The sequence below is a fragment of the Streptomyces sp. NPDC003393 genome (assembly GCF_053589015.1).
The window spans coordinates 132,125-157,180 of the sequence record NZ_JBSFRB010000014.1; the positions used below are offsets into that span (position 1 = coordinate 132,125).

21 protein-coding genes are annotated in these 25,056 nt (G+C 74.4%); 13 read left to right on the forward strand and 8 right to left on the reverse strand.

All coding sequences use genetic code 11. The features are described 5' to 3' along the window. Positions 1-2: 2 nt before the first annotated feature. The 4 genes from secD to ACWDUZ_RS16735 all read right to left on the reverse strand — a co-directional run bounded on the left by secD (position 3) and on the right by ACWDUZ_RS16735 (position 4,619). A complete protein-coding gene (gene secD / locus ACWDUZ_RS16720; protein ID WP_451632540.1) occupies positions 3-2,333 on the reverse strand; it encodes a protein translocase subunit SecD in 2,331 nt (776 codons plus the stop codon). A 39-nt stretch (positions 2,334-2,372) separates the two neighbouring features. Continuing rightward, positions 2,373-2,864, reverse strand: coding sequence for a hypothetical protein (locus ACWDUZ_RS16725; RefSeq protein WP_451632541.1), 492 nt, complete (start codon positions 2,862-2,864; stop codon positions 2,373-2,375). Between the two features lie 70 nt (positions 2,865-2,934). Continuing rightward, entirely contained in the window at positions 2,935-3,600 is a 666-nt protein-coding gene (locus ACWDUZ_RS16730; protein ID WP_451632542.1) for a response regulator, read from the reverse strand. A gap of 2 nt (positions 3,601-3,602) precedes the next feature. Then, entirely contained in the window at positions 3,603-4,619 is a 1,017-nt protein-coding gene (locus tag ACWDUZ_RS16735; RefSeq protein WP_451632566.1) for a HAMP domain-containing sensor histidine kinase, read from the reverse strand. Between the two features lie 279 nt (positions 4,620-4,898). Here ACWDUZ_RS16735 and ACWDUZ_RS16740 point away from each other — a divergent pair, with 279 nt between their 5' ends. The 6 genes from ACWDUZ_RS16740 (at position 4,899) to ACWDUZ_RS16765 (ending at position 14,915) form a co-directional block, all read left to right on the forward strand. Continuing rightward, entirely contained in the window at positions 4,899-5,225 is a 327-nt protein-coding gene (locus ACWDUZ_RS16740; protein WP_451632543.1) for a TraR/DksA family transcriptional regulator, read from the forward strand. Between the two features lie 74 nt (positions 5,226-5,299). Continuing rightward, positions 5,300-5,689 carry a TraR/DksA family transcriptional regulator gene (locus ACWDUZ_RS16745; protein ID WP_451632544.1) on the forward strand — a complete coding sequence of 130 codons (390 nt, stop codon included), beginning with the start codon at positions 5,300-5,302 and terminating at the stop codon, positions 5,687-5,689. Continuing rightward, on the forward strand, positions 5,686-6,516 hold the full coding sequence (locus ACWDUZ_RS16750; protein ID WP_451632545.1) for a rod shape-determining protein: 831 nt from the start codon (positions 5,686-5,688) through the stop codon (positions 6,514-6,516). The genes ACWDUZ_RS16745 and ACWDUZ_RS16750 overlap by 4 nt, the downstream gene beginning before the upstream one ends. A 117-nt stretch (positions 6,517-6,633) precedes the next feature. After that, positions 6,634-7,191: an Rv1733c family protein gene (locus tag ACWDUZ_RS16755; RefSeq protein ID WP_451632567.1), complete on the forward strand. Its 558-nt coding sequence runs from the start codon at positions 6,634-6,636 to the stop codon at positions 7,189-7,191. A gap of 421 nt (positions 7,192-7,612) precedes the next feature. After that, a complete protein-coding gene (locus ACWDUZ_RS16760; protein WP_451632546.1) occupies positions 7,613-9,655 on the forward strand; it encodes an SPFH domain-containing protein in 2,043 nt (680 codons plus the stop codon). A gap of 292 nt (positions 9,656-9,947) precedes the next feature. Then, positions 9,948-14,915 carry a DNA repair ATPase gene (locus tag ACWDUZ_RS16765; RefSeq protein WP_451632547.1) on the forward strand — a complete coding sequence of 1,656 codons (4,968 nt, stop codon included), beginning with the start codon at positions 9,948-9,950 and terminating at the stop codon, positions 14,913-14,915. Positions 14,916-15,108: 193 nt separating this feature from the next. Here ACWDUZ_RS16765 and ACWDUZ_RS16770 read toward each other — a convergent pair whose 3' ends face one another. Continuing rightward, positions 15,109-15,738: a phosphatase PAP2 family protein gene (locus tag ACWDUZ_RS16770; protein ID WP_451632548.1), complete on the reverse strand. Its 630-nt coding sequence runs from the start codon at positions 15,736-15,738 to the stop codon at positions 15,109-15,111. A gap of 248 nt (positions 15,739-15,986) precedes the next feature. Further along, positions 15,987-16,547, reverse strand: a complete 561-nt coding sequence (locus tag ACWDUZ_RS16775; protein ID WP_451632549.1) for a hypothetical protein — start codon at positions 16,545-16,547, stop codon at positions 15,987-15,989. Positions 16,548-16,647: 100 nt separating this feature from the next. Between ACWDUZ_RS16775 and ACWDUZ_RS16780 the strand changes: the two genes are divergently transcribed. The 4 genes from ACWDUZ_RS16780 (at position 16,648) to ACWDUZ_RS16795 (ending at position 18,968) form a co-directional block, all read left to right on the forward strand. Continuing rightward, a complete protein-coding gene (locus ACWDUZ_RS16780; RefSeq protein WP_451632550.1) occupies positions 16,648-17,160 on the forward strand; it encodes a PadR family transcriptional regulator in 513 nt (170 codons plus the stop codon). Between the two features lie 96 nt (positions 17,161-17,256). Next, on the forward strand, positions 17,257-17,730 hold the full coding sequence (locus tag ACWDUZ_RS16785; RefSeq protein WP_451632551.1) for a MarR family winged helix-turn-helix transcriptional regulator: 474 nt from the start codon (positions 17,257-17,259) through the stop codon (positions 17,728-17,730). A gap of 232 nt (positions 17,731-17,962) precedes the next feature. Next, entirely contained in the window at positions 17,963-18,184 is a 222-nt protein-coding gene (locus ACWDUZ_RS16790; RefSeq protein ID WP_451632552.1) for a hypothetical protein, read from the forward strand. Further along, the gene (locus tag ACWDUZ_RS16795) at positions 18,177-18,968 is read left to right on the forward strand and encodes an Fpg/Nei family DNA glycosylase (RefSeq protein ID WP_451632553.1); all 792 of its coding nucleotides are present in this window, start codon (positions 18,177-18,179) and stop codon (positions 18,966-18,968) included. Before ACWDUZ_RS16790 ends, ACWDUZ_RS16795 begins: the two co-directional genes overlap by 8 nt. Positions 18,969-19,072: 104 nt before the next feature. Here ACWDUZ_RS16795 and ACWDUZ_RS16800 read toward each other — a convergent pair whose 3' ends face one another. Together ACWDUZ_RS16800 and ACWDUZ_RS16805 are read right to left on the reverse strand one after the other, a co-directional pair. Next, complete coding sequence (locus tag ACWDUZ_RS16800; protein WP_451632554.1) at positions 19,073-19,936, reverse strand: hypothetical protein; 864 nt, start codon at positions 19,934-19,936, stop codon at positions 19,073-19,075. 177 nt (positions 19,937-20,113) lie between these two features. Next, positions 20,114-20,746, reverse strand: coding sequence for an RNA polymerase sigma factor (locus ACWDUZ_RS16805; protein WP_451632555.1), 633 nt, complete (start codon positions 20,744-20,746; stop codon positions 20,114-20,116). A 361-nt stretch (positions 20,747-21,107) separates the two neighbouring features. On the opposite strand from ACWDUZ_RS16805, the gene ACWDUZ_RS16810 reads away from it, so the two are divergent. The 3 genes from ACWDUZ_RS16810 to ACWDUZ_RS16820 all read left to right on the forward strand — a co-directional run bounded on the left by ACWDUZ_RS16810 (position 21,108) and on the right by ACWDUZ_RS16820 (position 24,781). Further along, on the forward strand, positions 21,108-21,956 hold the full coding sequence (locus tag ACWDUZ_RS16810) for a hypothetical protein (RefSeq protein WP_451632556.1): 849 nt from the start codon (positions 21,108-21,110) through the stop codon (positions 21,954-21,956). A 14-nt stretch (positions 21,957-21,970) separates the two neighbouring features. Continuing rightward, positions 21,971-24,238, forward strand: coding sequence for a bifunctional polysaccharide deacetylase/glycosyltransferase family 2 protein (locus ACWDUZ_RS16815; RefSeq protein ID WP_451632557.1), 2,268 nt, complete (start codon positions 21,971-21,973; stop codon positions 24,236-24,238). Positions 24,239-24,394: 156 nt separating this feature from the next. After that, entirely contained in the window at positions 24,395-24,781 is a 387-nt protein-coding gene (locus ACWDUZ_RS16820; RefSeq protein ID WP_451632558.1) for a DUF2267 domain-containing protein, read from the forward strand. The last annotated feature ends 275 nt before the right edge of the window (positions 24,782-25,056 follow it).

Genomic DNA, 25,056 nt, shown 5'->3' on the forward strand with positions numbered 1-25,056 from the left:
CCTCAACCTCGGCGCGAGGCGGGGCGCGGCTGGGCGGCGCGCACCGCCGGTGGCCGTGGCGGGCGACGGCCACCGTGCTCGTGGCCGTGGAGCGTGACGGCGACCGGAGCCGCGGTGAAGACCGAGGAGTACGTGCCGACCGCGAGGCCGATGAGCAGCGCGAGCGCGAAGTCCGTCAGCGACTCCCCGCCGAGCAGCGCCAGCGAGGCCAGGATCAGCACCGCGCCCATGCCCGTGTTCACGGTCCGGGGCAGGGTCTGCACGATCGCGCGATCGGTGAGCTGCGACAGCGGCGCCTTGCGGTCGCGCCGGAGCAGTTCGCGGACGCGGTCGAAGACGACGACGGAGTCGTTGACCGAGTAGCCGATCACGGTCAGCAGCGCGGCGAGGAACACCCCGTCCAGCGGCTTGCCGAGCCAGGCGAAGACGCCGACCAGGATCACCACGTCGTGGGCGAGGGCGGCGACCGCGGCCGTGCCGAACAGCCAGCGGAAGCGGGCGGCGAGGTAGAGCAGCTGCGCGCCGAGGGCCACCCCGAGGGCGATCAGGGCGTTGCGGCGCAGCTCCTCGCCCAGGCTCGGGCCGATCAGCTCGTCGCGCACCTTGGCCGTCGTGGCGCCGTCCCCGTCCTGGGCGCCGTTCGCACCGCCGCCGTCGCCGCCGAGTGCGCCGATGGTCCGCGTGACCGTGTCCACCTGGGCGTCGGTCAGTTGCCCGGCGCGTACGGTGAGCCCCGTGTCACCGGCGGACTGGACCACCGCGTGCGGGAGTCCCGCGTCCGCGAGCGCGTCGCGGGCCCGCTCGGGATCCACGGCGTGCGGGGTCTCGTACGCGATCAGGCGGCCGCCCGTGAACTCGATCCCGAACTCCAGGCCGCGCACCGCGATGCCCGACGCGGCGAGCACGAGCACGACGGCGGAGGCCGCCAGCCAGCGGCGCGGCCGGCGCATCGGCCGCGGGTCGCGCCGCACGAGCGCCTCGCGCACCCGGCCGGCGGTGGCGAGTCCGGTGACGCGGGGACGCCGGCGCACCCACGGACGGGAGGCGGCGAAGTCGGCGAGCACCCGGGTGACCACCAGGGCGCTGATCATGGAGGCGACGACACCGATGCCCAGGGTGACGCCGAAGCCGCGCACCGGCCCGGAGGCGAGGAGGAACAGCAGCACGGCGGCGATCAGCGTGGTGACGTTGGAGTCGGCGATCGCGCTGAAGGCGTTGCGGAAACCGGCTGTCAGCGCCGAGCGCGGGCTGGGCCGCCGGCGGGCGGCGTACTCCTCGCGGGCGCGTTCGAAGACGAGCACGTTGGCGTCCACCGCCATGCCGATCGCCAGCACGAAACCGGCCAGCCCCGGCAGGGTCAGGGTGGCCCCGAGCGCGGCCAGCGCGGCGTAGGAGATCAACCCGTAGGCGAGCAGCGCCACGACCGCGAGGGCGCCCACGAGCCGGTAGACCACGACGATGAACAACGCGGTCAGCGCGGTGCCGACGACCGCGGCCCAGGCGCTGGCCGTGATGGCGCGGGCGCCCAGGGTGGGGCCGACGGTGTGCTGTTCGACCGTCTCGACCGGCACCGGCAGTGCGCCGCCGTTGATCAGCAGGGCCAGCTCGCGGGCCTCACTGTCGTCGAACGAGCCGGTGATCTGGGTGGAGCCGCCCGCGATGCCCGTGCCGCAGGCGACCGACGGATCGACCTGCGGCGCGGAGATGATCCGGTCGTCCAGCACGATGGCGACCCGGCGTGTGGGGTCGCCGACCGGACGGCAGGCGGCGTCGGCGGTCAGTTCGGCCCAGCGGTCGCGGCCCGCGCGGTCGAAGTCGACGGTGACGTGCCAGCCGGCGCCGGTCTCCTGGTCGAACCGGGCGTCGGCACCCTCGACGTCCTTCCCGGTCATGGCGGACGCCCCCAGGCGCAGCCGCTGCCCGGACTCGTCGGGCAGCACCCGCTCCCCGGACCCGGCGGGTGCGGGCGCCCCGGCGCCGGCCGGGCCGAGCACCGGGTGGAAGGACAGCTGGGCGGTGCGGCCCAGCACGTCGGCGGCCTGCTTCGGGTCCTGCACGCCGGGCAGTTCGACGATGATCCGGTGGGCGCCGGAGCGGACGAGGGTCGGCTCGGCGACGCCCAGCGCGTCGACGCGCCCGCGCAGCACCTCCAGGGTGCGGTCGGTGACCGCGCGGTCGGCCTCGGTGGTCGGGGTGGAGCGGGTCTCGAGAACGATCTGGGTGCCGCCGCGCAGATCCAGTCCGAGGCGGACGGGCACGGTCACGGCGAGGTACACGGACACGGCGATGACGGCGAGGGCGAACAGCGCCCTCACCCGGTCGGAACGGATCAACAGGGCCTCCGGCGGCCTGAAGGGATGGGGAGTGAGGGGTCAGGTGCCGGAGGGTGCGGGCGGGGCCCGTCCGCGGTCGGGGACCGGGTGGCCGGGAGAGGCCGGGGCGGGTGCGCGGGGCGGCGGCGTCCACGCGGGGGCGGGCGCGGGGGCCGCGGTGGCGTCGGGGGTGACGGCGAGGTGGACCGGCTGGCCGGGGCGCTCGCCGTGGAGTTCGTGGCGGGCGCCGGCCTGGACGGCGCAGGTGTCGGGGCACTGGTCGCCGGCGTGGGGCGGGGTGTGGGGTGCGGCGGCCTGCCGGCCGGCCGGGGGTGCTGCTTCGGGCTGTCCGGCGAGGACCGGGGCGGCGTGGACGGGGGGCGGTGAGGACGGCCACGGGCCGCCCGCGCTGCTCGCGGCGCTGAGACTGGTGGTGCTGGTGGTGCTGGTGGTGCTCGTGGCGAACCCGGTGAGCAGGCCCAGCAGGGTGAGCAGTACCGCCGCGAGCAGAGTGAGCGCCCTCGGGGCGGCGGCGCGTGGCGCCCGGTGCATGCACCGCCCCCTCTCGTGGGCCCGGTCGTGGCTGCGTGGTCGGGGTTGTCGGGTTGTCAGGGTCGCGGGGTCAGGGCTCGACCAGGCCGGCGCGGATGGCGTACCGGGTGAGCTCCAGGCGGTCGCGCAGACCCAGCTTCTGGAGCAGGTTGGCGCGGTGGCGCTGGACGGTCTTGACGCTGATGAAGAGGATCTCGGCGATCTCCTTGGAGGAGTGCCCTTCGGCCACCAGCTTGAGGACCTCCTCCTCCCTGGGCGTCAGGACCTGGTCGGGGGTCTCGTCGCCGTGGCGGACGCGGTCGAGGTAGTTGCGGATGAGCGCGGTGACGGCGCCCGGGTAGAGGAACGGCTCGTCGCGCATCGCGGCCCGGCAGGCGGCGACCAGGTCGCGGTCCGCGACGGACTTCAGCACGTAGCCGGCGGCTCCGGCCTTCAGCGCCTGGAAGAAGTACTGCTCGTTGTCGTGCATGGTGAGCATCAGCACCCGCAGGTCCGGCTTGAGGGCGGCCAGTTCACGGGCGGCCTGGAGGCCGGTCAGACGGGGCATGGCGATGTCCAGGACGGCGAGGTCGACGTCGTGGGCGCGGGCCATCTCGATGGCCTCCGCGCCGTCACCGGCCTCCGCGACCACCTCCAGGTCGGGCTCCTGGTCGAGGATGAGCCGCACGCCACGGCGTACCAGCGCGTGGTCGTCGGCGAGCAGGATGCGGATCGTGGTCCGCGCGGGGTCTGCCATGGTCAACGGTGCTTCCTGGGATTGCCGGGCAGGGGCGCGGCGGCGGACGGGGCGACGGGGGCGGTCAGCCGGACGCGGGTGCCGGGAGAGCGGCCACCGGAGCCGGAGCCGGCGGTGCCGGGGGCGTCGGTGATGTCCAGGGCGCCCCCGATGAGCAGGGCACGCTCGCGCATGCCGCGGATGCCGGCGCCCTCGCACGCCGCCTTGATGCCCCGGCCGTCGTCGGTGATGTCCAGCACCACGGTGCCGTCGCCGTGCGTGAGGGCGACCTCGACGCGTCCGGCGTCCGCGTGGCGGGCGGCGTTGGTCAGACCCTCCTGGGCGACGCGGTAGAGGACGAGCTCCGTCTCCGGCTCCAGGGCGGGCAGGTCGGGGTCGAACCGGCGCACCGTCCTGAGCCCGGTGTGGGTGGCGAAGTCCGAGGTGAGCGAGGTCAGCGCGCTGACCAGGCCGAGGTCGTCCAGCACGCCGGGCCGCAGCCTGCGCACCAGCCGGCGGACCTCGTCCAGGCTCTCCCGGGTGATCTCCTGCACCTGGTGCAGTTCGTCGCGCAGCGGGGCCTCGGCCTGGTCCGCGGCCCGCTTGAGCGCCAGCAGGACCGCGGTCATGCTCTGTCCCACCTCGTCGTGCAGTTCCTGGGCGATACGGCGCCGCTCGGCCTCCTGGGCGAGCAGCACACGGGCGCTGCTGGTGGCCCGCTCGTACTCCAGCCGGTCGAGCATGGCGTTGAACGTGCGGATCAGCTCGGTGACCTCCCCGCCGCCGCCCACCGGGAGCCGCTGGCCGGGGCGGAGCAGGTCGACGGTGGTCATCAGCCTGGTCAGCCGGTCCAGCGGGGCCAGGCCCCAGCGCAGCAGCGCGGCGTTGGCGACCAGCATCACGACCAGGCCGCCCACCAGGATGACCGCCTCGGTGAGGACCACCGGGACGGACACGGTCACCGGCGCCCACAGCAGCAGCGCGGTCGCCGTACCCAGCACCACGGCATTCAGCCCGAAGATCCGCCAGAACAGGGACACCGGGTTGTTCCTCCTCATGTGACGCGGCCTGTCTGCCTCCACTGTCGGGCATCTCGCAGCCGGACGAGTCGCGGGCCCTGTTCCCGGTCGAGCCTGCCCGTTCCCGCCGGTGAGGTCGATGGGTCATGGCGCCCATTCGGCGGGGTACGGCCTACCCATTCCGTACGGAGTGGGTCCTCGGACCTCCCGCAAATGGGGTCTGGACCCGATGGGAATCGACCGCCCGTGCGACCAGGGTGGAGGCACAGGCCACAGGCCGTACCGAAAGGAGCCCCCGTCATGTCGCTCGACGCCGCCCGGACCCAGCCCCGCCCGCCGCGTCCGACCGCCCACGAGGCCCGACAGCGTCTCGAGCACGCCCGCGGTACCCGGCTGGTCCAGCTGGAGGCCCTCACGGCGGCCGGGCAGACGGCGGACGAGCACCTCCTCTCCGCGCAGAGGGAGGCCATCGAGCGGGTGCTCAAGGAGATCGACGAGGCCTTCGCCCGGATCGAGGACGGCACCTACGGGGTCTGCCGGGGCTGCGCCGAGCCGGTCCCCGCGGAACGCCTGGAGATCCTCCCGTACACCAGCCACTGCGTCTCCTGCCTGCGCCGGCCCGCCTGACCACGGTCCGGCATCCGACCCCGGCGTCGCCCGCCGTTGCCGTCACTCGTCTCCCGCCCTGCCCGAGGAGTGAAGTGGTGAACCACCAGACCATCGACGCCCGCGACCCAGATCCGACGTCCGCCCATCTGACGCCCGAGGACCTCGCCGCGCTCCGCGAGCAGTTGCACGAGCAGCGCCTGTTCCGGCAGGAACAGCTGCGGGAGATCACGGCCGCCGCGCCCTCCCGCGTGGACGCCCTGCGCCGGCGGCAGGCCGCCGCGCAGGTCGAGGTGAGCGTCAAACTGGCGGCCTCCGCCCGGATGGTCCTCACCGACGTCGAGGCGGCCCTCGCCCGCATGGACGACGGCAGCTACGGCCGGTGCCATCTGTGCCGCCGGCCGATCGCGCGGGAACGGCTGGAGATCGTGCCGCAGGCCCGCCACTGCGCGCGCTGCCAGCAGGTCAGGGAGGCCGGCCGGTGAGCACCGCCCGCCGCCCCCGTGACCCGGCCGGCTTCGCCGTGCGCCACCGGCCGTGGCCGCTGTGCCGGCAGTGCTGCGGTGTCGCCCTCGACATGGGCAGCGCCCGCACCCGGGCGTGGATCAGCGGCCGGGGCCTGGTCCTGGACGTCCCCACGGTGACCTTCCCCGGCGCCGGCGCGGTGTACCCGATCCAGCGCGGCGCCATCGTCGACACCCCGGGCGTCGCCCGCATGCTGGACCGTCTGCTCGCCCACCGTCTGCCCCGCTTCACCCGCCCGCTGATCGTGATGACCGCCCCCGTGCTGGACGGCGTCGCCTACCGCGCCGAGGCCCGTACGGCCCTGAAGGTGCTGCGGCCGCGCAGTGTGCTGACCGTGCCCGGCGCCCGGGCGGTCGCGCTGGGCGCGGGCGCCGACCTGTCCCGGCCGTTGCTCGTCGTCGACATCGGTGCACACATCACGGAGGTGGTGCTGCTGTCGGACGGTGCCGTCGTCGACGCGCGCCGCACCGCGCTCGGCACGACCGACCTGGACACCGTCCCCCCGGCGCGGATCAGTGAGGCGGTGGCCGGCATGGTGACCGCGATGCTGCGGCAGGACCGCACGTCGCTCACCCTCGACGCGCTGCACCGGGGCCCGCTGCTGGCGGGCGGCGGCGCCCTGCGCCCGGAGATCACCTACCACCTCACCGACCGGCTGCACGCCCCCTTGAAGGCCGTCGCGGCGTCCCACACCGCCGCCGTCCGCGGCGCCGCCGCCCTCCTGCACGCCGCCCACACCCACCCGTCGCTCACCGCGTCCGCCCCGCCCGCCCCGCACCCACGCTGACCGCACCCCGTCCCGCACCCGCGCTGACCGCACCCCGTCCCGCACCCGCGCTGACCGCACCCCCGTCTCCACACACCGCGGACCGATGAGAGGAGGACGGCCATCAAGCCGTGGCGACTGCGGCGCAACCCGCTGCGCCGCCGCACCGACCTGTTCCGGGCCTGGCTCGGTCTCGTGCTGCTGCCGACGGTCCTGGCCGCCGCGCCCGCCACGGCGTACCTCGTGGCCGAGGCGGCGCACCGCCACTACACGCACACCGCCGAACGGCAGACGCAGACCCGGCGGCACACCACCGCCGTCCTCCTCCACGACGTCCCGCGCCATCCGGAGCCGGGCTCGGCCGAGGAGATGAGGACCCGCTACCCGGCCGGGGTCCGCTTCACGGACGCCGGCGGACGGACCCGCAGCGCGACGACGGACGTCCCGCCCGGCCTGCGGGCGGGCAGCACCGTCGACGTCTGGGCCGACGCGCACGGCGGCATCCACGGCCCGCCCCTGACCGCCGAGCAGATCCGCAGCCGCGCCCTGGGATGGGCGCTCCTCGCCGCCCTGTCCGTCATCGCCCTCGGTTCCGCCGCCTACGGAGCCGTCACCGTCGTCCTGCACCGCCGCAACCTCGCCGCCTGGGCCACGGCCTGGTCCGGCACGGCATCACGCTGGACGACATCGAGGTGACGCGACATCAGGAGGCCCCGTACCGACCGGCAGTCGGCGTCGACAACGCCGACTCCCGGTCCTGAGACCGGACTCGAGGCGCGGGCGTCCGTGGCCGCCTCCGCGTTCACCCCCCACCGCGTCGAGCCGGAGGCCGCGATCCTGACGGCCCGCTGACGGTTTCGTGGCGGCGCGCTGGCACCGAGGGCGTGGCCAACACTGCCGGAAACCGGCAATGCGCGGCGTGTCCGTGGCTGGGCATCATGGCCGTGGGGAGCACTACGGGGCCCCGCGGTGCCGGGCTCCGGCAGGAACCGGAGCCCGGCACCGCGGGCCGCACGGGGGAGAGGGGGGAACCACGATCGCGGCTCCGCGGCCGCCGGCGCGCTGGGCGCAGTGCGCCAACCCGCCTTCTCTTTCCGTACCGTGAAGGACGTACACCATGGATGTCATCGGCGCGCTTGCCGCCGCCTGCCTGATTCTCGTTCTGCTCGTGCTGTTCGTCTTCTCCCGGCTGTACCGCAAGGTGGACCAGGGCAGGGCGCTGATCGTCTCCAGGACGCGGAAGGTCGACGTGTCCTTCACCGGGCAGGTCGTGCTGCCGGTGCTGCACCGGGCCGAGGTCATGGACATCTCGGTGAAGACCATCGAGATCAGCCGCTCCGGCCGGGACGGGCTGATCTGCCGGGACAACATCCGGGCCGACATCCGGATCTCGTTCTTCGTGAAGGTCAACAAGACCGTCGAGGACGTCATCAAGGTGGCCCAGTCCGTGGGCACCGAGCGCGCCAGCCACCAGGACACGCTGCAGACGCTGTTCCACGCCAAGTTCTCCGAGGCGCTGAAGACCGTCGGCAAGCAGATGGACTTCACCGACCTGTACACCAAGCGCGAGGAACTGCGCTTCCACATCATCGAGTTGATCGGCGTCGACCTCAACGGCTACCACCTGGAGGACGCGGCGATCGACTACCTGGAGCAGACGCCGCTGTCCCAGCTGGACCCGGCCAACGTCCTGGACGCACAGGGCATTCGCAAGATCACCGAGCTGACGGCGGTCGAGCACGTGCGCACCAACGAGGCGCAGCGCAGCGAGGAGAAGGAGATCACCCGGCAGAACGTCGACGCGCGCGAGGCCATTCTGGAGCTGGAGCGCCGGCAGGCGGACGCCGAGATCAAGCAGAAGCGGGAGATCGAGACCTCCCGGGCGCGGGAGGAGGCCGAGACGGCCCGCGTGGTGGAGGAGGAGCGGCTGCGGTCGCAGAGCGCCTTCCTGCGCACCGAGGAGCAGCTCGGGGTGCAGCGCGAGAACCAGGCCCGTGAGGTCGCCGTCGCCGCCAAGAACCGCGAGCGGGTCATCGCCGTGGAGAACGAGCGCATCGAGAAGGACCGGCTGCTGGAGGTCATCGCCCGGGAACGGGAGACCCAGCTGACCAAGATCGCCGCCGACAAGGAGGTGGAGGCGGAGAAGCGGGAGATCGCCGAGGTCGTGCGCGAGCGGGTGGCCGTGGACCGTACGGTCGCCGAGCAGGAGGAGTCCATCAAGAAGCTGCGCGCCGTCGAGCAGGCGGAGCGCGACCGGCAGGCCGTGATCATCGCCGCCGAGGCCGAGGCGCAGGAGAAGCTGGTCAAGGACATCAAGGCCGCCGAGGCGGCCGAGCAGGCCGCCACCCACCGCGCCGCCGAGGAACTCACCCTCGCCGAAGCCCGGTTGAAGACCGCTGACCTCGACGCGCGGGCCAAGCTGCGGCTGGCCGAGGGCGTTCAGGCGGAGGCCGCCGCGGAGGGACTGGCCGCCGTGCAGGTCCGCGACAAGGAGGCCGAGGTCGTCGAGAAGGCCGGCCGGGCGGAGGCCGAGGCGACCGAGGCCCGGCTGCGGGCGGAGGCCGAGGGCGCCCAGGCCAAGGCGCTCGCCGAGGCCACCGCGATCGGCGAGAAGCTGAAGGCGGAGGCGGCCGGCCTGACCGAGAAGGCGGCGGCGATGGCCGCCCTGGACGAAGCCTCGCGCGGACACGAGGAGTACCGGCTGCGGCTCCAGGCCGAGAAGGAGATCCGCCTCGCCGGTCTGGAGGTGCAGCGCCAGGTGGCCGAGGCGCAGGCGACCGTCCTGGCGACCGGGCTGGAGAACGCCGACATCGACATCGTCGGCGGTGATTCGGTCTTCTTCGACCGGCTGGTCTCCGCGATCTCGCTGGGCAAGGGCGTCGACGGGTTCGTCGAGCACTCCGGCACCGCACAGGCCCTCGCCAAGCCCTACCTGGACGGCTCGGCCAGCCTCGCCGACGACCTGGGCCGCGTCCTCGGCTCGGTCTCCACGGCCGATGTGCGCGACCTGACGGTGTCGGCGCTGCTGATGAAGCTGATGAAGTCGGGCGGCGCGAACGCCGGTCGGCTCCAGGAGCTCCTGGAGCGCGCGGGCGAGCTGGGCCTGTCCGACACCCCGCTGACCGCCCTCGGTGCCGCCAACGGCACCGTCCGGGCCTGACGGCCGGGGCCGCCGGAGCTGCCGCACAGGGGACGGCAGCTCCTCGCCCCGGCTGCGGGGCCGGGCCCCGGCACCGGACTCCGGGCCGGGTCGTCGGCCGGAACCCCCAGGCCGAGGGCCAGGGTTCCAGGCCGGGTCGTCGGCCCCGGGCTCCGGCTTCCGGGGCCCCGTGCTCTCGGTCCCGGATCTGCTGCCCCGGGCACCCGGCCCACTTTGCCGCCCCAGTCCCCCGCCCTGAACGCGCGGCCGCAGACCGTAGGCCCCCACCTCCTTCCGAAGGGACGCACCATCCATGGCAACCGCCCTGGAGACGGGTTCTCACGACGCCGTGGACAGCGGCACGTACGAGGTGCTGCGCGACCGGCTCACCGCGCAGGCCGCCGAGCTCGCGCGCGGCGCCGAGGCGCTGAACGCGCGCAGGGCCGAGGAGTTCGGCGCCACCCGGCTCGACCTCACCGGCACCGGCCGGCTGCGTACCGAGCACCCGAGCGTCCCCGCGGACGTCGTCGCCGTCGGCGACCGGCTGCTGTTCGGCTGCCACACCGCGGGCCCCGCGCCCGGCGGCCGGGCCGAGCCGGAGGTCGGCGACGTCCTCGCGCTGTACGACCGCGACCTGAACCGGCTGCCCGAGGATGCCGTCCCCGGTCTGCTCGACGACCCGGCCTTCGTCCGGGAGTTCCGGGCCCTGCACCGCTACTACCGGCAGGCCCGGCTGCTGCGCCTGCACCGCGTCGAGGGACGGCTGCTGGCCGTCTTCCGCACCGGGGAGAAGGCCGACGACATCCGGGCGCTGCGCTGGGACCTGGCCGACGACGCACGGGCTGCCGCCTTCCTGGACGCGCGCGGGGAACGCGACCACGTTCCCCCGCCCGCCCATGACTTCGCGTGGACCGAGGCCACCCGGGAGGACCACGTCCTGGGCCGCCACCCGCACGTCCGGGTGCGCGGCGAGCTGTACGTCTCCACCGTCGGCGGCGCCCTGACGATCAAGACGGAGGACGACACCGAGACCGGCGAGGGCATCCACAGCGAGCCGGTCGAGGAGCCGTTGCAGGCGCTCGCCGACGCCGCCGTCGCGCACGCGCGGGTGGGCGCGCTGATCCTGCTGCGGATCCGCCCGTACAAGGAGGACGCCGACCGCTACCTGGTGTTCAACACGCTCACCAGGACGGTGGTCCGCCTCGACGGCATCGGGCAGGGCTGCCGCCGCCTCCCCGAGGAGAAGGGCATCGTCTTCGCGGGCGGCTACTGCCTGGCCACCGGGGCGTACAAGACGTACGAACTGGACACCACCGGCCTGGAGTTCGAGCGCGAGGTGCGCTCCCCCTACGGCGAGGACGTGCTGTACGCCTTCCATGCCCGCGCCCAGGGACGCGGCCTGCTGCTGTCGTACAACACCATCCGCGAGGAGGTCGCGAACCCGCTGACCTGCCAGGGCTGGGACCTGTTCGACGACGGCGCGCTGCTGGCGCTGCGCGCCGACCCCAAGGGAGCCGCCGGGGAGCCCGCACGGGTCCATCCGGTCCAACTGTGGACCTCTCCGTACGTCTCCGACACCCACGCCGCCGCGGGGGCGGGCACCGGCCCGCTGGCCCGCGTCGGCAACGCCGACCTGGTGCGCGGCATCTCTGACTGCCTGGCGATCAGCCGCGCGGTCGCCGAGACGACGCCGACGGCGGAGGTGTACGAGGCGCTGGCCGCCGCGTGCGTGCGCGCCGCCGACACCCACCACTGGCTGGGCGAGGCCGAGCTGGGGGACCTGCGGACCCCGCTGGAGGCCGTACGGGCGACGGCGGAGCAGGTGCTCGCCGAGTTCCGGACCGTGCAGGACCTGAGCCGAAGGGCCGCCGAGGCGCTGGAGGAGGCCGCGGAGCGGCTCGCCGCGGTGGTGCGCCGGCTGCGCGGCGAGACGCCGCGCGGGGCCGCCGCCTGGGTCGGCGGACTGACCGAACTGCGGCAGGCGCAGGGACACCTGCTGACCCTGAAGGAGGCGCGGTACGCCGACGCCGCCCGCATCGACGAGCTCGCCGCCGAGGCGGAGGCGGACCTGGCCGCGTTCGGCAGGCGTGCGGTCGCCCAGCTGGCCCGCGAGGACACCTTCGCCGAGCAGCACCGCGACGTCGAACGGCTCGTCGGGGACGCCGAGTCCGTCGCGAGCGTGGCCGAGGCCGGGCCGGTCGCGGCCCGGCTCGACGAACTCACCGAGGCGCTGCGCACGGTCACCGAGGTCGTCGCCGGGCTCGACATCGCCGACGCCACCGTGCGCACCTCCGTGCTGGAGCGGATCGCCGAGGTGCTGGGCGGCGCCAACCGGGCCCGTGCCCTGCTCGACGCTCGCCGCCGCGAGTTGGGCGAACGGGAGGGGCGCGCCGAGTTCGCCGCGGAGTTCGCGCTGCTCGGGCAGGCGGTGACCGGCGCGCTCGCCGCGGCCGACACCCCCGAGGCGTGCGACGAGCAGCTCGCGGGCGCGCTGGTCGGGCTGGAGAACCTGGAGTCGAGGTTCGCGGAGTTCGACGACTTCCTCGACGAACTGGCCGCCCGGCGCACCGAGGTCTACGACGCCTTCTCCGCCCGTCGGCAGGCCCTCCTGGACGCTCGCGCCCGCCGCGCCGAGCAGCTGGCCGGCGCCGCCGCCCGGATCCTGGAGACGGTCGCCCGGCGGGCGGCCACGCTCGCGGACGCCGAGGCCGTCAGCACCTACTTCGCCTCCGACCCGATGGTCGCCAAGGTTCGGCGCAGCGCCGAGGAGCTGCGCGAACTGGGCGACCCGGTGCGGGCCGAGGAGCTGGACGGCCGGCTGAAGGCCGCCCGACAGGAGGCGGCCCGCGCCCTGCGCGACCGCTCCGACCTGTACGCCGACGGCGGGCGCACCATCCGCCTGGGCGCCCACCGTTTCGCGGTCACCACCCAGCCCCTGGACCTGACCCTGGTCCCGGACGGCGACGGTCTCGCCTTCGCGCTGACCGGCACCGACTACCGCCGCCCGGTCACCGACCCGGACTTCCTCGCGACCCGCGCCCACGGGGACCGGCAGCTGCCCTCGGAGTCCCCCGAGGTGTACCGCGCGGAGCACCTGGCCGCCCGGCTGCTGCGCGAGCACGGGCCGGCCGCCCTGGCGGCGGCCGACGACCTGTCCGCCCTGGTGCGCCGGGCGGCCGCGGACGCGTACGACGAGGGCTACGAGCGCGGGGTCCACGACCACGACGCCACCGTGATCCTCGCCGCCCTGCTGCCCCTGCACGAGCAGGCCGGCGTGCTCCGCCACGAGCCCGCCGCACGTGCCGCCGCCCAGCTCTTCTGGTCCCACGGCACCACGCCGGCCGCCCGCGCCGCCTGGACCCGGCGCGCGGTCTCCCTCGCCCGGGCGCGCGACACCTTCGGTCCGGCGGCCGGGACCGCGGTGGAAGAACTGGAGGCGGAGCTGTCGGGGGCGATCGACCGGTGGTGGGCCACCGACGGCGGCCTGCCGACGGCGGCGGAGGACGGCGTACCGGCCACCGCCGAGGACCTCGCGGGGGCCGCGGCGGCGTACCTCTTCGAGGAGCTGACGACCGGGCCCGAGGGCTTCGTCATCAGTGCCGGCGCGCGCACCCTGCTCGACAAGTTCCGTCGTACGGTGGACGGTTCGGCGTACGAGGAGGATCTGGCCGTGCTCGACGAGCCGGCCGCGCGACGCCAGCTGGCCGGGGCGTGGCTGACCGCGTACGCCGACGCCACCGGCGCGGACGTCACCGCGGGCGACCTGGCGGAGGCGGTGGCGGCCGAGCTGTGCCCCGGCCTGACCCGCCACGAGTCGGACGCCCCGGTGGTGACCGTGGCCGAGGGGCTGCTCGGCAGCCATCCGCGTCTCACCGGCCGCACTCTGGTGCTGCGCGTGGACGAGTTCCTGGCCCGCACGAAGCGGTTCGCGGAGCGCGACGTGCCCGCCTTCCGCGCTCACCAGCGGCGCCGCAGCGCCCTGGTGAGCGCCGAACGCCTCCGGCTCCGCCTGGACGAGCACCGCCCGCGCTCCATGGCGGCCTTCGTCCGCAACCGGCTGATCGACGAGGTCTACCTGCCGCTGGTCGGCGACAGCCTGGCCCGTCAGCTGGGCACGGCGGGAGAGGGCAGGCGCACCGACACCGGCGGCCTGCTGCTGCTCGTCTCGCCGCCCGGCTACGGCAAGACGACGCTGATGGAGTACGTCGCCGACCGCCTCGGTCTGATGATGGTGCGGGTCAGCGGCCCGGCACTGGGCCATGCCGTGACCTCGCTCGACCCGGCCGAGGCGCCGAACGCCACCGCCCGGCAGGAGGTGGAGAAGATCAACTTCGCGCTGGCGGCGGGCAACAACACCCTGCTGCACCTGGACGACATCCAGCACACCTCGCCGGAGCTGCTGCAGAAGTTCATCCCGCTGTGCGACGCCACCCGGCGCGTGGACGGCGTGTGGGACGGTGAGCCGCGCACCTACGACCTGCGCGGCAAGCGCTTCGCGGTCTGCATGACCGGCAACCCCTACACCGAGTCGGGGGACCGCTTCCGCGTGCCCGACATGCTCGCCAACCGCGCCGACGTGTGGAACCTCGGCGACGTGCTGACCGGCAAGGAGGACGTCTTCGCGGTCAGCTTCCTGGAGAACGCGCTCACCGCGAACCCGGTCCTCGCCCCGCTGGCCGGGCGCGACCGCGCCGACCTGGACCTGCTGCTCCGGCTCGCGGACGGCGACCCCACGGCCCGCGCGGACCGCCTCGCCCACCCCTACGCGCCCGCCGAGCTGGACCAGGTCGTCTCGGTGCTGCGTCATCTCCTCGCCGCGCGCGAGACGGTCCTCGCCGTCAACGCCGCCTACATCGCCTCCGCCGCCCGGTCCGACGCCACACGCACCGAGCCCCCGTTCCGGCTCCAGGGGTCCTACCGCACCATGAACAAGATCGCCCAGCGGATCCGGCCGGTCATGAACGAGGCCGAGCTGGCGGCCGTGCTCGACGACCACTTCACCGCGGAGGCCCAGACCCTGTCCGGCGGCGCCGAGGCCAACCTGCTGAAGCTGGCCGAGCTGCGCGGCACCCTCACGCCCGAACAGGCCCGGCGCTGGGCCGAGCTGAAGGCCGCCCACGTCCGCGCCCGGGACCTCGGCGGCCCCGCCGAGGAGCCCCTGACCCGCGCGACCGCCGCCCTGTCGCTGCTCGCCGACCGCATGGCGGCCGTCGAGTCCGCGCTCACGGCCGCCGTCGCCCACCGGACGGGGCGCGCGCCCGGCCCGGAGGAGGAGCGGTGACGGCGGCCGTGACCGCGATGACGCCCTTCCTGGTCCCCCTCACGGCGGCGGTGCTGATCGTGGCCGTCTGCACCTGTGTGCTGATACGCCGGGACCGCCGCTGTACGCGGGCGTACAGCGGCGGTCCGGGGGGTCCGGCAGGATCGGGGGGTCCGGGGAGTTCCGGGGACTGACGGGGCCTGGGCGGGGTCGGTCAGGACGGCTGTGCGGCGAGCAGTGGGCGCAGTGCTCCGCCGCGCAACCGCTGAACCAGGGGCGTGCAGAACCGGAAGGCCAGCAGAACGACGATCAGCGAGACGACGCTGCCGACGAAGGCGCCCGCGCCGACGTCGTGCGGGTAGTGGGCGCCGACGTACACCCGTGAGGCGCCCATCGCCACGGCCGCCAGCAGGGCGATGGAGCCGAGCCACCGGCTGACGATCAGCAGCGCGATCGCGAACGCGAAGGCGACCGTGGTGTGGTTGCTGGGGAAGGCGTAGTCGTCCACCGGGGGACACGCCTCGATGAGGAAGTCGTGGGGAAGGGCTCGGCAGGGGCGCGGCTCCTGGAAGACGTCCTTGACCCCGGTGTTGACCGCGTAGGCGATGACGACGGCGAACGGTGTCGCCAGCACGGCAGCCATGATCGAGTTGCCCTGCCGCCGGGCGCCCCACCAGGCGGCGAGCAGGAGGACCACGAACACTCCCATGCCGACGGAGGAGTAGGCCTCCGCGGTTCCGTTCAGCCACTGCGTGTGGCGGGCGAAGTCGGTGACGTCGGTGTAGAGGCCGCCGTCGATGGCCGCGCCGTCGAGCGCCAGGGCGGTCGGGGAGGAAGTCGTCATCAGGTGGATCTCCGGGCCGGTTGCTCCGTGCGGACGAGCGCTTGGACGAACGCTCGGCGACGCAGAGGTGGAATCCTCGGAACGTCGGATTGTCCGATGGGTGCATGTCTGCAGATTGGTAGACGGTAGCAGCCGGACCACGGGTTCCCTCGCGGGCTTCGGGTGAGGGGGGTCCGCCGCGTTCCCGGTGTTCACGGGCACCTGTCGTGCCGTGCGCCGGGGCGAGTGGCGGCAGGCCCCCGGCCGGGTCACCGGGCGAGCTGACCGGCCTTGGCCTGGACGTGGGCGACGTAGCGGACGGTGAACACCATCGGGACCACGAAGCCGGCGATCTGGATGACGACGGCGGAGACCGAGTGGCCGTGCCCGGCGTGCGCGACGAGGGCGAGCACGACGGCGGTCAGGGCGAACGCGGCGGTCCACACGGCGGTGATGACGACGTTGGTCCGGATGAAGGGCTTCAGCCCCCAGACCTCGCGCGGGGTGGTGCGCTTGGCGATGCCCAGGGTGAACGGCCGTCCGACGGCCAGCGAGATCCCGGCGATGACCGCCAGCGTGCCCGAGGAGAGGGCGGCGGAGTAGTCGTGCACGCCCGAATGGGGGTCGGCGAAGGCGACCGCGGCCAGGACGGCGAAGAAGACCGCCGACCCCAGTTCGATGATCAGCGCGTCGAGGCCGACCCCGGCCCGTACCTGCTGGGCGATCACCGCCACCGCGACCACCAGGGCGGCCAGCGCGGCCCACTGCCAGCTTCCGGAGGGCAGCACGGCGAAGACTATCCACGGGAGGAAGGTGCGCAGGTACGACATGAGGTCTCCGTTTCGGCGTCGCTCGCCGGGCTCTTTTCTGACATGTCGAAACTAGAACGTCAGCTAGTGACATGTCAATATTGGAATGTAGGGTGAGGGCATGAGCCTTCGACACGCGCTGCTCGGCCTGCTCTCGGAGCGCCCCGCCAGCGGCTACGACCTGCTGAAACTGTTCGAGACGTCGCTGGCCAACGTGTGGCCGGCGACACAGAGCCAGATCTACACGGAGCTGACCAAGCTGGCGGACACCGGACTGATCGCGGTGACGGCCGAGGGGCCGCGCGGCCGCAAGGAGTACGCCCTCACCGACGAGGGAATGGCCGAGCTGCGGCACTGGCTGACCGAGACCGGACCGCAGCGCGCCGTGCGCAGCGACATGATGCTGCGGGTGTTCTTCCTCGGCGTCCTGACGCCCGAGCAGGCGCGGGGCTATCTGGCCGAGCTGGTCGACCTGTCCGACCAGGCGTGCGAGGACCTGCGCGCCCTGATGGAATCCATCGACTGGGAGGACGGCAACCTGTCGGTGTACGGCCGGATGGTCCTGGAGTACGGCCTGAGGTTCAACGCGATGCGGCGCGAATGGGCACAGTGGGCGTCCGGCCTGATCGAGTAGCGGCGACGGCGGGTAGGAAGTGCCGTGGCAACGGGTGTACAGCAGGTGCCTCTTCGCCGGACACGCCGGGGAAGAGCTCATGGAGTGGGTGAGCCAGTGTCAACGCCGCCGCAGCGATCCGACGCGAGTGAGGCGGCCTACCGCCGCTATCTGAGTGCCGTGATGCTGCACGGCCAGGCGAGCGCCAGGGCCTGCGGGCTCGGCGCGACCGACCTGTACGCGCTGAACATCCTGCGGCTGTCGGGGCCGCTGTCCCCGGGCGGGCTGGGCGCCCGCGCGGGCCTGACGACCGGGCCGACCACCCGCCTGGTCGACCGGCTGGAGCAGGCGGGCTACGTCCGCCGCGTGCCCGACGGCAGGGACCGGCGGAAGGTCATCGTCGAGCCGATCGCCACGCCGGCCGACCTCGACCGGGTGACGGCCCCCGCACGGCAGACGGTCGGCCGGATCCTGGACGGTTACACACCCGAGCAACTCGACGTCCTCTTCGACTACTTCGACCGCGCCACCCAGGCCTACCAGGAGGCCGCCGAGCAGCTCACGCAGGCCCACGCGGGCGCCGACGACTGACCCGGCCCGTCCATCCCGGCCCATCCACCCCGGCGCCGCGCACGACCGGTCCGCCGGGCGGAGGTGCGGTGGTCCGTCCGGTGGAGGTGCGCACGCGTCGACGCGGGCAGGCGCCGCGCGGGGGAATCCTGCCGACAGCGACAGCGACAGCGACAGCGACAGCGACAGCGACAGCGACAGCAACAGCGACAGCGACAGCGGACGGTCGGAGGCAGGCGGGAGGCGGGCGGAGATGCGGAACGTGCGGCGTGGTGGCCGGGCCGCGGTGGCGGGCGAGTACCTGCGCGGTGCGCTGTGGGTGCTCCCGGGGGAGGCCGCCGCGCTCGCCCTGTCGGCGGGGAGCCTTCTGTCGGGCGTGCGGGTTCCACCGGACGCCCGTCTCCTGACGGCGACGGCCGTCCCGCCGCCGCCCGCGGGGCCGCACCCGGCCCGTGAGGACGGCGGGCGTGCCTGAGCTGCCGGACGTCGAGGGGTTCCGCCAGGTGCTCGCGTCCTGCGCGCAGGGGCGGGTCGTCCAGCGCGTCGAGGTGCGTGACACGGGTGTCCTGCACGGGTTCGGCGTGCGGCGACTGCGCGAGGCGCTGGAGGGCCGGCGGTTCGCCGAGCCGGAGCGGCACGGCAAGTGGCTGCTGGCCCGGACCGACGACGGCCCCACCCTCATGCTGCACTTCGGCATGACCGGCCGGCTGGTGTGCTGCCGTCCCGAGGACCCGGCCGACGCCCACGACCGCGTGCTGTTCACCGTGACCGGCGGCCGTCAGCCGCGCTACCGCGACCAGCGGAAACTACAGGGTCTGTGGCTCGCCCGCGACGACGCTGAGGTGGCCCGGCGGCTGGAGCATCAGGGTCCCGACGCGATGGCGGTCGGCCGCGAGGAGTTCGAGGCCGTGCTGTCCCTGCGCCGCGGCCGTCTCAAGTCCGCCCTCATCGACCAGTCCGTCCTCGCCGGCCTCGGCAATCTGCTCGCCGACGAGATCCTGTGGCGCGCGGGGCTGCGCCCCGACACCCCGGTCCACGAGCTCACCGAGGCCGACCTCCGGCGCCTGTACACCCGGATGCGCCGCACCCTGCGCGCCGCGGTCGCCGCCGGCTGCGTCCCGCCGCGCGACTCGTGGCTCACCGGCCACCGCGGCGATCCCGACCCGGTCTGCCCCCGCTGCGGCACCCACCTGCGCCGGACCCGCGTCGCGGGCCGGGGCACGGTGTGGTGCCCGCGGTGCCAGCCGGGGGAGACCTGAGCCCGTCCGGGTGCCGGGTCAGGCGCCGGTCCGGCTGCCGGTACGGATGGCGGAAGCCGCCCGGCACGGTGCACGGCCTCCGCGCCTGCCGCCCGCGCCTTCCGCTACCTGTGTCCTTGGCCGCTTCCGCCGCTGGTGCTGCTTCCGCCGCCGGCACTGCTCTCGCCGCCGGCACTGCTTTCGCCGCCGCCCGTCCGGCCGTCCCCGCCCGCGTTGCCCGTGGTGCCGTCCGTGCCGCCGCTTGTGCTGCCGGAGGAGGCGTGGCCCCCCGCGGCGCTTCCCGTCGCACGGCTGCCGACGCCCGTGCCGCCGGTACCGGCCGCGCCGCCGGCGCCGCCGCCCGTGCCGGCCGCGTCGCGGGCACCACCCGACCTGTCCGGCGTGGGCTTCGTCCGTGCCAGCTGCTCGGCGCAGTACGCGGCGACCTTGTCCTTCCCGCCGGCCGCCGTGACGAGCCGCTTCCAGGCCGTCGAGTCCAGCGCCTTGCCGCGATTCCCGACGTTCTCGTAGGCGCGGCAGTGGGCCTCGGTGTCCTGGGCCGGAGCCGGGCGGTCCGTCGGACCCGCGCCGCCGGAGGACGCCGACGAGGTCCGCCCGTCCTGCTCGTCCGGGATGGTGGCCGAGGGGTGGGCGGCCGGCGGGTGGGCGGTGCTCCGGCCCTCCCCGGCACCGTCCGTGGACGAGCCGGCCGAACCGATGGCCGCGACCGCGACCCCACCGAGCGTGAGGCTCGCGAAGACCACGCCGAGGGTCGTCCTCAGGGAGCGCCCGGCACGCCGCCGCACGGGTTGCCGCCAGTCGTCCCGGCGCCGGGTGCGGGCCTGGTGCGTGCCCGCGGCGCGGGCGGCCCGGAAGGCGGCCACGGCCCGCTGCTCGGCCTCGGGGTCGAGTCGAGCGTCGCCACGGATGGCGGCGGCCAGCGCCGTCTCGAGCGCGGCGGTGTCCCGCACGTCCAGCGGGCCGGACACGGCACCGCCAGGGCGGGTACGCCGACGGTACCGACCTCCGTCGCCGCTCATCCGTTCACCCATGTCCGTGTCCGTTCCAGTCCGACGGGCCCGACCCGTCCGGCGTGCCGGGCCCCTGCCGACCGTCCGCCGGCGCCCTGCTGTCGTCGTCGCGCGCGGCGCCCTTGCCGCTCTCGCTCATCTCGACTCCCCCAGCGTGCGGGAAGCTTCATCCGTCACACCCTCACCGGCCGAGTCGCCCACGCCCAGCCGGCCGGCCAGGCGTCTCAGGCCACGGTGGGTGGCGGTACGCACCGCTCCCGGACGCTTGCCGAGAACGCGCGCCGCGGCCGGGCCGTCCAGACCGACGACGACCCGCAGGAGAACCGCTTCGGCCTGGTCCCGCGGCAGTCCGCGGACCAGTTCCAGCGCCCGTTCCGTGGAGAGCGACTCCATGGCCTGGTCATGGGTGCTGTGCGGGGCGGGCAGGTCCAGTACGTCCTGCTCGGTCCCTCCCGACCGGGGCCGCACACGCTTGCGGCGCAGATGGTCCAGGGCCCGGTGCCGGGCGATGGTCGCCGTCCAGCCCCGGAACCCGGCCCCGTCCCCCTTGAAGCGGCCGAGGTCGCGGGCGATCTCCAGCCAGGCGTCGGACGCCACGTCCTCCGCCTCGTCGCCGACGAGCCCGCGCAGATAGCCGAGCAGGCCCGGCTGCACGATCCGATAGGCCACGGCGAAGGCGAGTTCGTCACCGTCCTGGGCCCGCGCGACCGCCGCGCCCAGTTCCCCGTCGTACGCCGGCACGCGCCGGGGTTGCCGTGCCTGGCCCAAGACTGTCCTCGTTCGCACCGGTCCATACCGAGTCCTTGCCGTCCGTCGCGCTCCGGTCGCCTCGACGGCCCCCCTACGGTGACCAGCGTCCGTTCCCACAGAAGTGTCACAGCGCACCAACGGCCCCTCACGTCACCGCCGGTCACGACCGGGTGATGTTCCACGGCGGTCCCGCGCTGAGTGAATGCCACGCCGCTTGTGACTCTCCCCGCGAGCGACGCGGAGAGACGGAGGGGCCGGGGCCCCGCCCACTGCACCGGGTCCCGGCCCTCCGTACCGCGAGGTGTAACACTTCCGGCCCGGTGCGCTCTGTCCCAGCGGGGCGACCGCGGCGGTCGCCCGGGACGAGGGGGCACGACGCGTGCAGTGGAGAGACGACAGCGACGGAGCGCCCGCCGGGGACCCGTACCGAGGTGCCCCCGCGTACGCCCACGGTCACGAGTACGGTCACTACCAGTCGTACATCCGCTACGAGTCGTACCGCTACGACGAGGCGTACGACTACGGTCAGGCCTACGGCCACGGTGAGGCCTACGGCCACGGTGAGGCCTACGGCCACGGTGAGGCCTACGGCCACGGCGCCACCGTCACCGACTCGGCCCCGCCCTGTCCGACGCAGCCGCAGTGGACCTACCCGGTGGGCGGCGCCCACAGCGACGCACTCGGTGACGTCCTCACCGTCCCGCCTCGCCACGTCGAACCACCCGGCCTCCCCGTCGAGGGACCGGAGGCGCCCGCGAGCGCGTCGGTGCCCCCGGTCTTCGTCGACTCCTCGGGGCGGCGCCAGCGCCGCGTGCTCCGCGCCGTCCGGCTGCTGATGATCCCCGCGGGCGGCTATGTCGCCCTGCTGGTCAGCGCCGTGCTGGGCGGCCCCGGCATCACCTCTCCGTCCGTGCCGCAGACGGACTCCGCGCACCGGCCCACCCCGCAGGCCACCGCACCCGACTCCGCACCGCCCGGCGCCGGTCACTCCACGGGCGGCACGAAGCCCGAAGCGGCCCGGGAGAGCTCGCGACCCACGGCACGGAGCACCTCCGGCCCCAGCGACGGGCCCGCGGCCCCCGCCGCCCCCACGGCCACCTCCGGCTCCACCGCGGCGCCCACCCGGACCACGTCCCCGGCCGCGCACCCGACCGCCGGATCCACCCCTGCCCCCGCCGGCTCCGCCAGGGGCCGCGCCGTCGGATCGACCCACAGGCCGGTGAAGTGAGCCGGGGCCCCGCCGTGACCGAACGCCGCCGACACGGCACGACGCCTCCGCGCGGCCACAGCCGCACCCGGAGGATCACCCCCCGCACTCACTGGCTGCTGCTGAGCGTGCTCGCGGTGTCCCTGTCGGCGGCGCTCCTGCTGCAGGGCTACACCCATCACATGTTCGGCATCACGTCGGACGACGACACGGGCCCCCGCGGCCGGAGCGGGACGGTGCCCAGCGGCGTGATCCACGGCGGTCCCGTGATCGCCGACGCCGCCACCTCGGCGCACACCGCCCGGGTGAAGGCCCGCACCATCGCCCTCACCTTCGACGACGGCCCCGACCCGGTCTGGACGCCGCGCATCCTGGACGTGTTGCGCCGCAACCATGTGCACGCGACCTTCTTCGTCGTCGGCACCCAGGCCGTCGCCCACCCCGAACTGGTCCGCCGGATCGTCGCCGAGGGCCATCAGATCGGCATCCACACCTTCACCCACCCCGATCTGGCCCGGCTCGCCCCATGGCAGCGCTCCCTGGAGCTGCGGGAGGCCCAACTGGCGGTCGCCGGTGCCGCGGGCGTCACCACCGCACTGCTGAGGCCGCCGTACTCCTCCGAGAGCGCCGCGCTGGACGACGCCGACTGGTCCGTACTGAAGCAGGCGGACACCGAGGGCTACGTCACGGTGCTCACGACCAAGGACGCCGAGGACTGGCGGCGGCCCGGCCTGCCGAGCGTCCTCGCCAACGCGACCCCGCACGGCACCGCCGGGCAGATCGTGCTGATGCACGACGCGGGCGGCGACCGGTCGCAGACGGTGGCCGCACTGGACGTCCTGGTGCCCCGGCTCAAGGCACAGGGCTTCGGGTTCGCGACGGTCTCCGACGCGGTCGGCATGGCCTCCCCCGTCCGGCCCGCCTCGACCGTCGACCACCTCCAGGGGCTGGCCCTCATCCAGCTGCTCCAGGCCGGCGACCGGCTGGTGTGGCTGCTGGGCGTGCTCATGCTCGCGGCCGGCGTGATCAGCGTGCTGCGTGCGGCGGCCGTGCTGATCGCCGCCCGGCGCCACCGGCGCCTGCAGACCGGGCGCCGGAGCCGGGCCTGGAAACCGCCGGTGACCGAACCGGTCAGCGTCATCGTCCCCGCGTACAACGAGAGCGCCGGGATCGAGGCGGCCGTACGGTCGCTGCTCGCCTCGGACCACCCGGTGGAGATCATCGTGGTGGACGACGGCTCGACCGACGGCACCGCCGACCTCGTGGAGTCGCTCCGGCTGCCGTGGGTCCGCGTGATCCGGCAGCGGAACGCGGGCAAACCGGCCGCGCTCAACACCGGGCTCGCCGCGGCCTCCTGCGACCTGGTGGTCATGGTCGACGGCGACACGGTCTTCGAACCCGACACCGTCCGCACGATCGTGCAGCCCTTCGCCGACCCCCGGGTGGGCGCCGTCTCCGGCAACGCCAAGGTCGTCAACCGCGGCGGCCTGCTGGGCCGCTGGCAGCACATCGAGTACGTGGTCGGCTTCAACCTCGACCGCCGCCTGTTCGACCTCGCCGAGTGCATGCCCACCGTGCCGGGGGCGGTCGGCGCGTTCCGCCGCCGGGCGCTGCTGGACCTCGGCGGCGTCAGCGACGTCACCCTCGCCGAGGACACCGACCTGACCATGGCGCTGTGCCGGGCCGGCTGGCGCGTGGTGTACGAGGAGGGCGCGGTGGCCTGGACCGAGGCGCCCGCGACCCTGAGCGCCCTGTGGCGGCAGCGCTACCGCTGGTGCTACGGCACGCTCCAGGCGATGTGGAAGCACCGGGGAGCGCTGGTGCAGCGCGGCGCCGCCGGAAAACTGGGCCGCCGGGGCCTGCTCTACCTCTTCCTGTTCCAGGTGCTGCTGCCCCTGCTCGCGCCGGTCGTGGACCTCTTCGCCCTGTACGGGCTGCTCTTCCTCGACCCGGTGCGGATCGTCGGGCTGTGGCTGGCCTTCCTGGTGCTGCAACTCGTGATGGGCCTGTACGCGTTCCGTCTGGACGGGGAACGGCCCGGTCCGCTGTGGAGCCTGCCGTTGCAGCAGTTCGTGTACCGGCAGCTGATGTACCTGGTGGTGATCCAGTCCGTCTTCACCGCCGTGTCGGGCTCGAGGCTGCGCTGGCAGCGTATGGAGCGTTACGGCAGCTTGCGGGCCCCGGTTCCGGCCCCGGTTCCCGCTTCGGCCGTGGCACAGGCCCCGGCTCACGCTCCGGCCACGGACCCGGCATGGGCTCCGGTTCACGGTCGGGATCCGCACGGAAGCCCGCAGTGGTACTGAGGCGGGCGCACGACGGCGGCCGGCCCGGTGGACCCACGTGTGCGCCGGCTCCTGTGTACGCGGCGGCCTGACGGGCACCCGTCACAGCGCGGCTCCCGGGCCTCGGGCGCGGACCGCACGAGGGGGGCAGCACCCGTCCTCACCAGCGGAGGCAGCATGATCAGCCATCAGCAACTGGTGGAAGATGTGGCGACGCGGAGCCGGCTCGACGACACGGAGGCCGCCGACGCCGCCGTGCACCTGGTCCTCGCGGCCTTGGGCAGTCGCCTCGACGGACCGCGCCGGGAGCACCTGCGGCAGGCCGTGCCGGACCATGAACGCGGCGCGCTGGACCGCGGCGGCGCCTCGGCGGCCGGCCCGGACGCGCGCCTGGACGACCTGCTGGCCGACGTGGCCCGGCCGGTGGGAGCCACCCCCGACCAGGCGCTGTTCCTGGCGCGCACGGTGGTCTGCCGGCTCGCGGCCGAGGACACCGGCCTGGCGGAGGACCTGCGTGGCGCCCTGCCCGACGAGTTCGGCACCCTCTTCGCGGAACCCGGGTGACGCCCGCGAGCATGCCGCCCCCACCCTTCGGATCCGGTGCGGGTTAGTGCTGCGTCAGGCAACGTTTGCCCGTTGAGGAGCGGCGTCCGGTGCGGCGAGCGGGGGTACCGCCCACGCCCTTGAGGCAGTGGGGGAGCGTGCAGGGCGCCGCGACGGGGTGAACGTTGCCTGACGCAGCACTAGTAGGGCTTGGTCAGGTTCACTCGCCGGTGGCGTGTCCGTTTGATCGGGTGTGTCGTTGACGGGGTGTGCTGGGTGGGGAGTTGGCCGCGGTC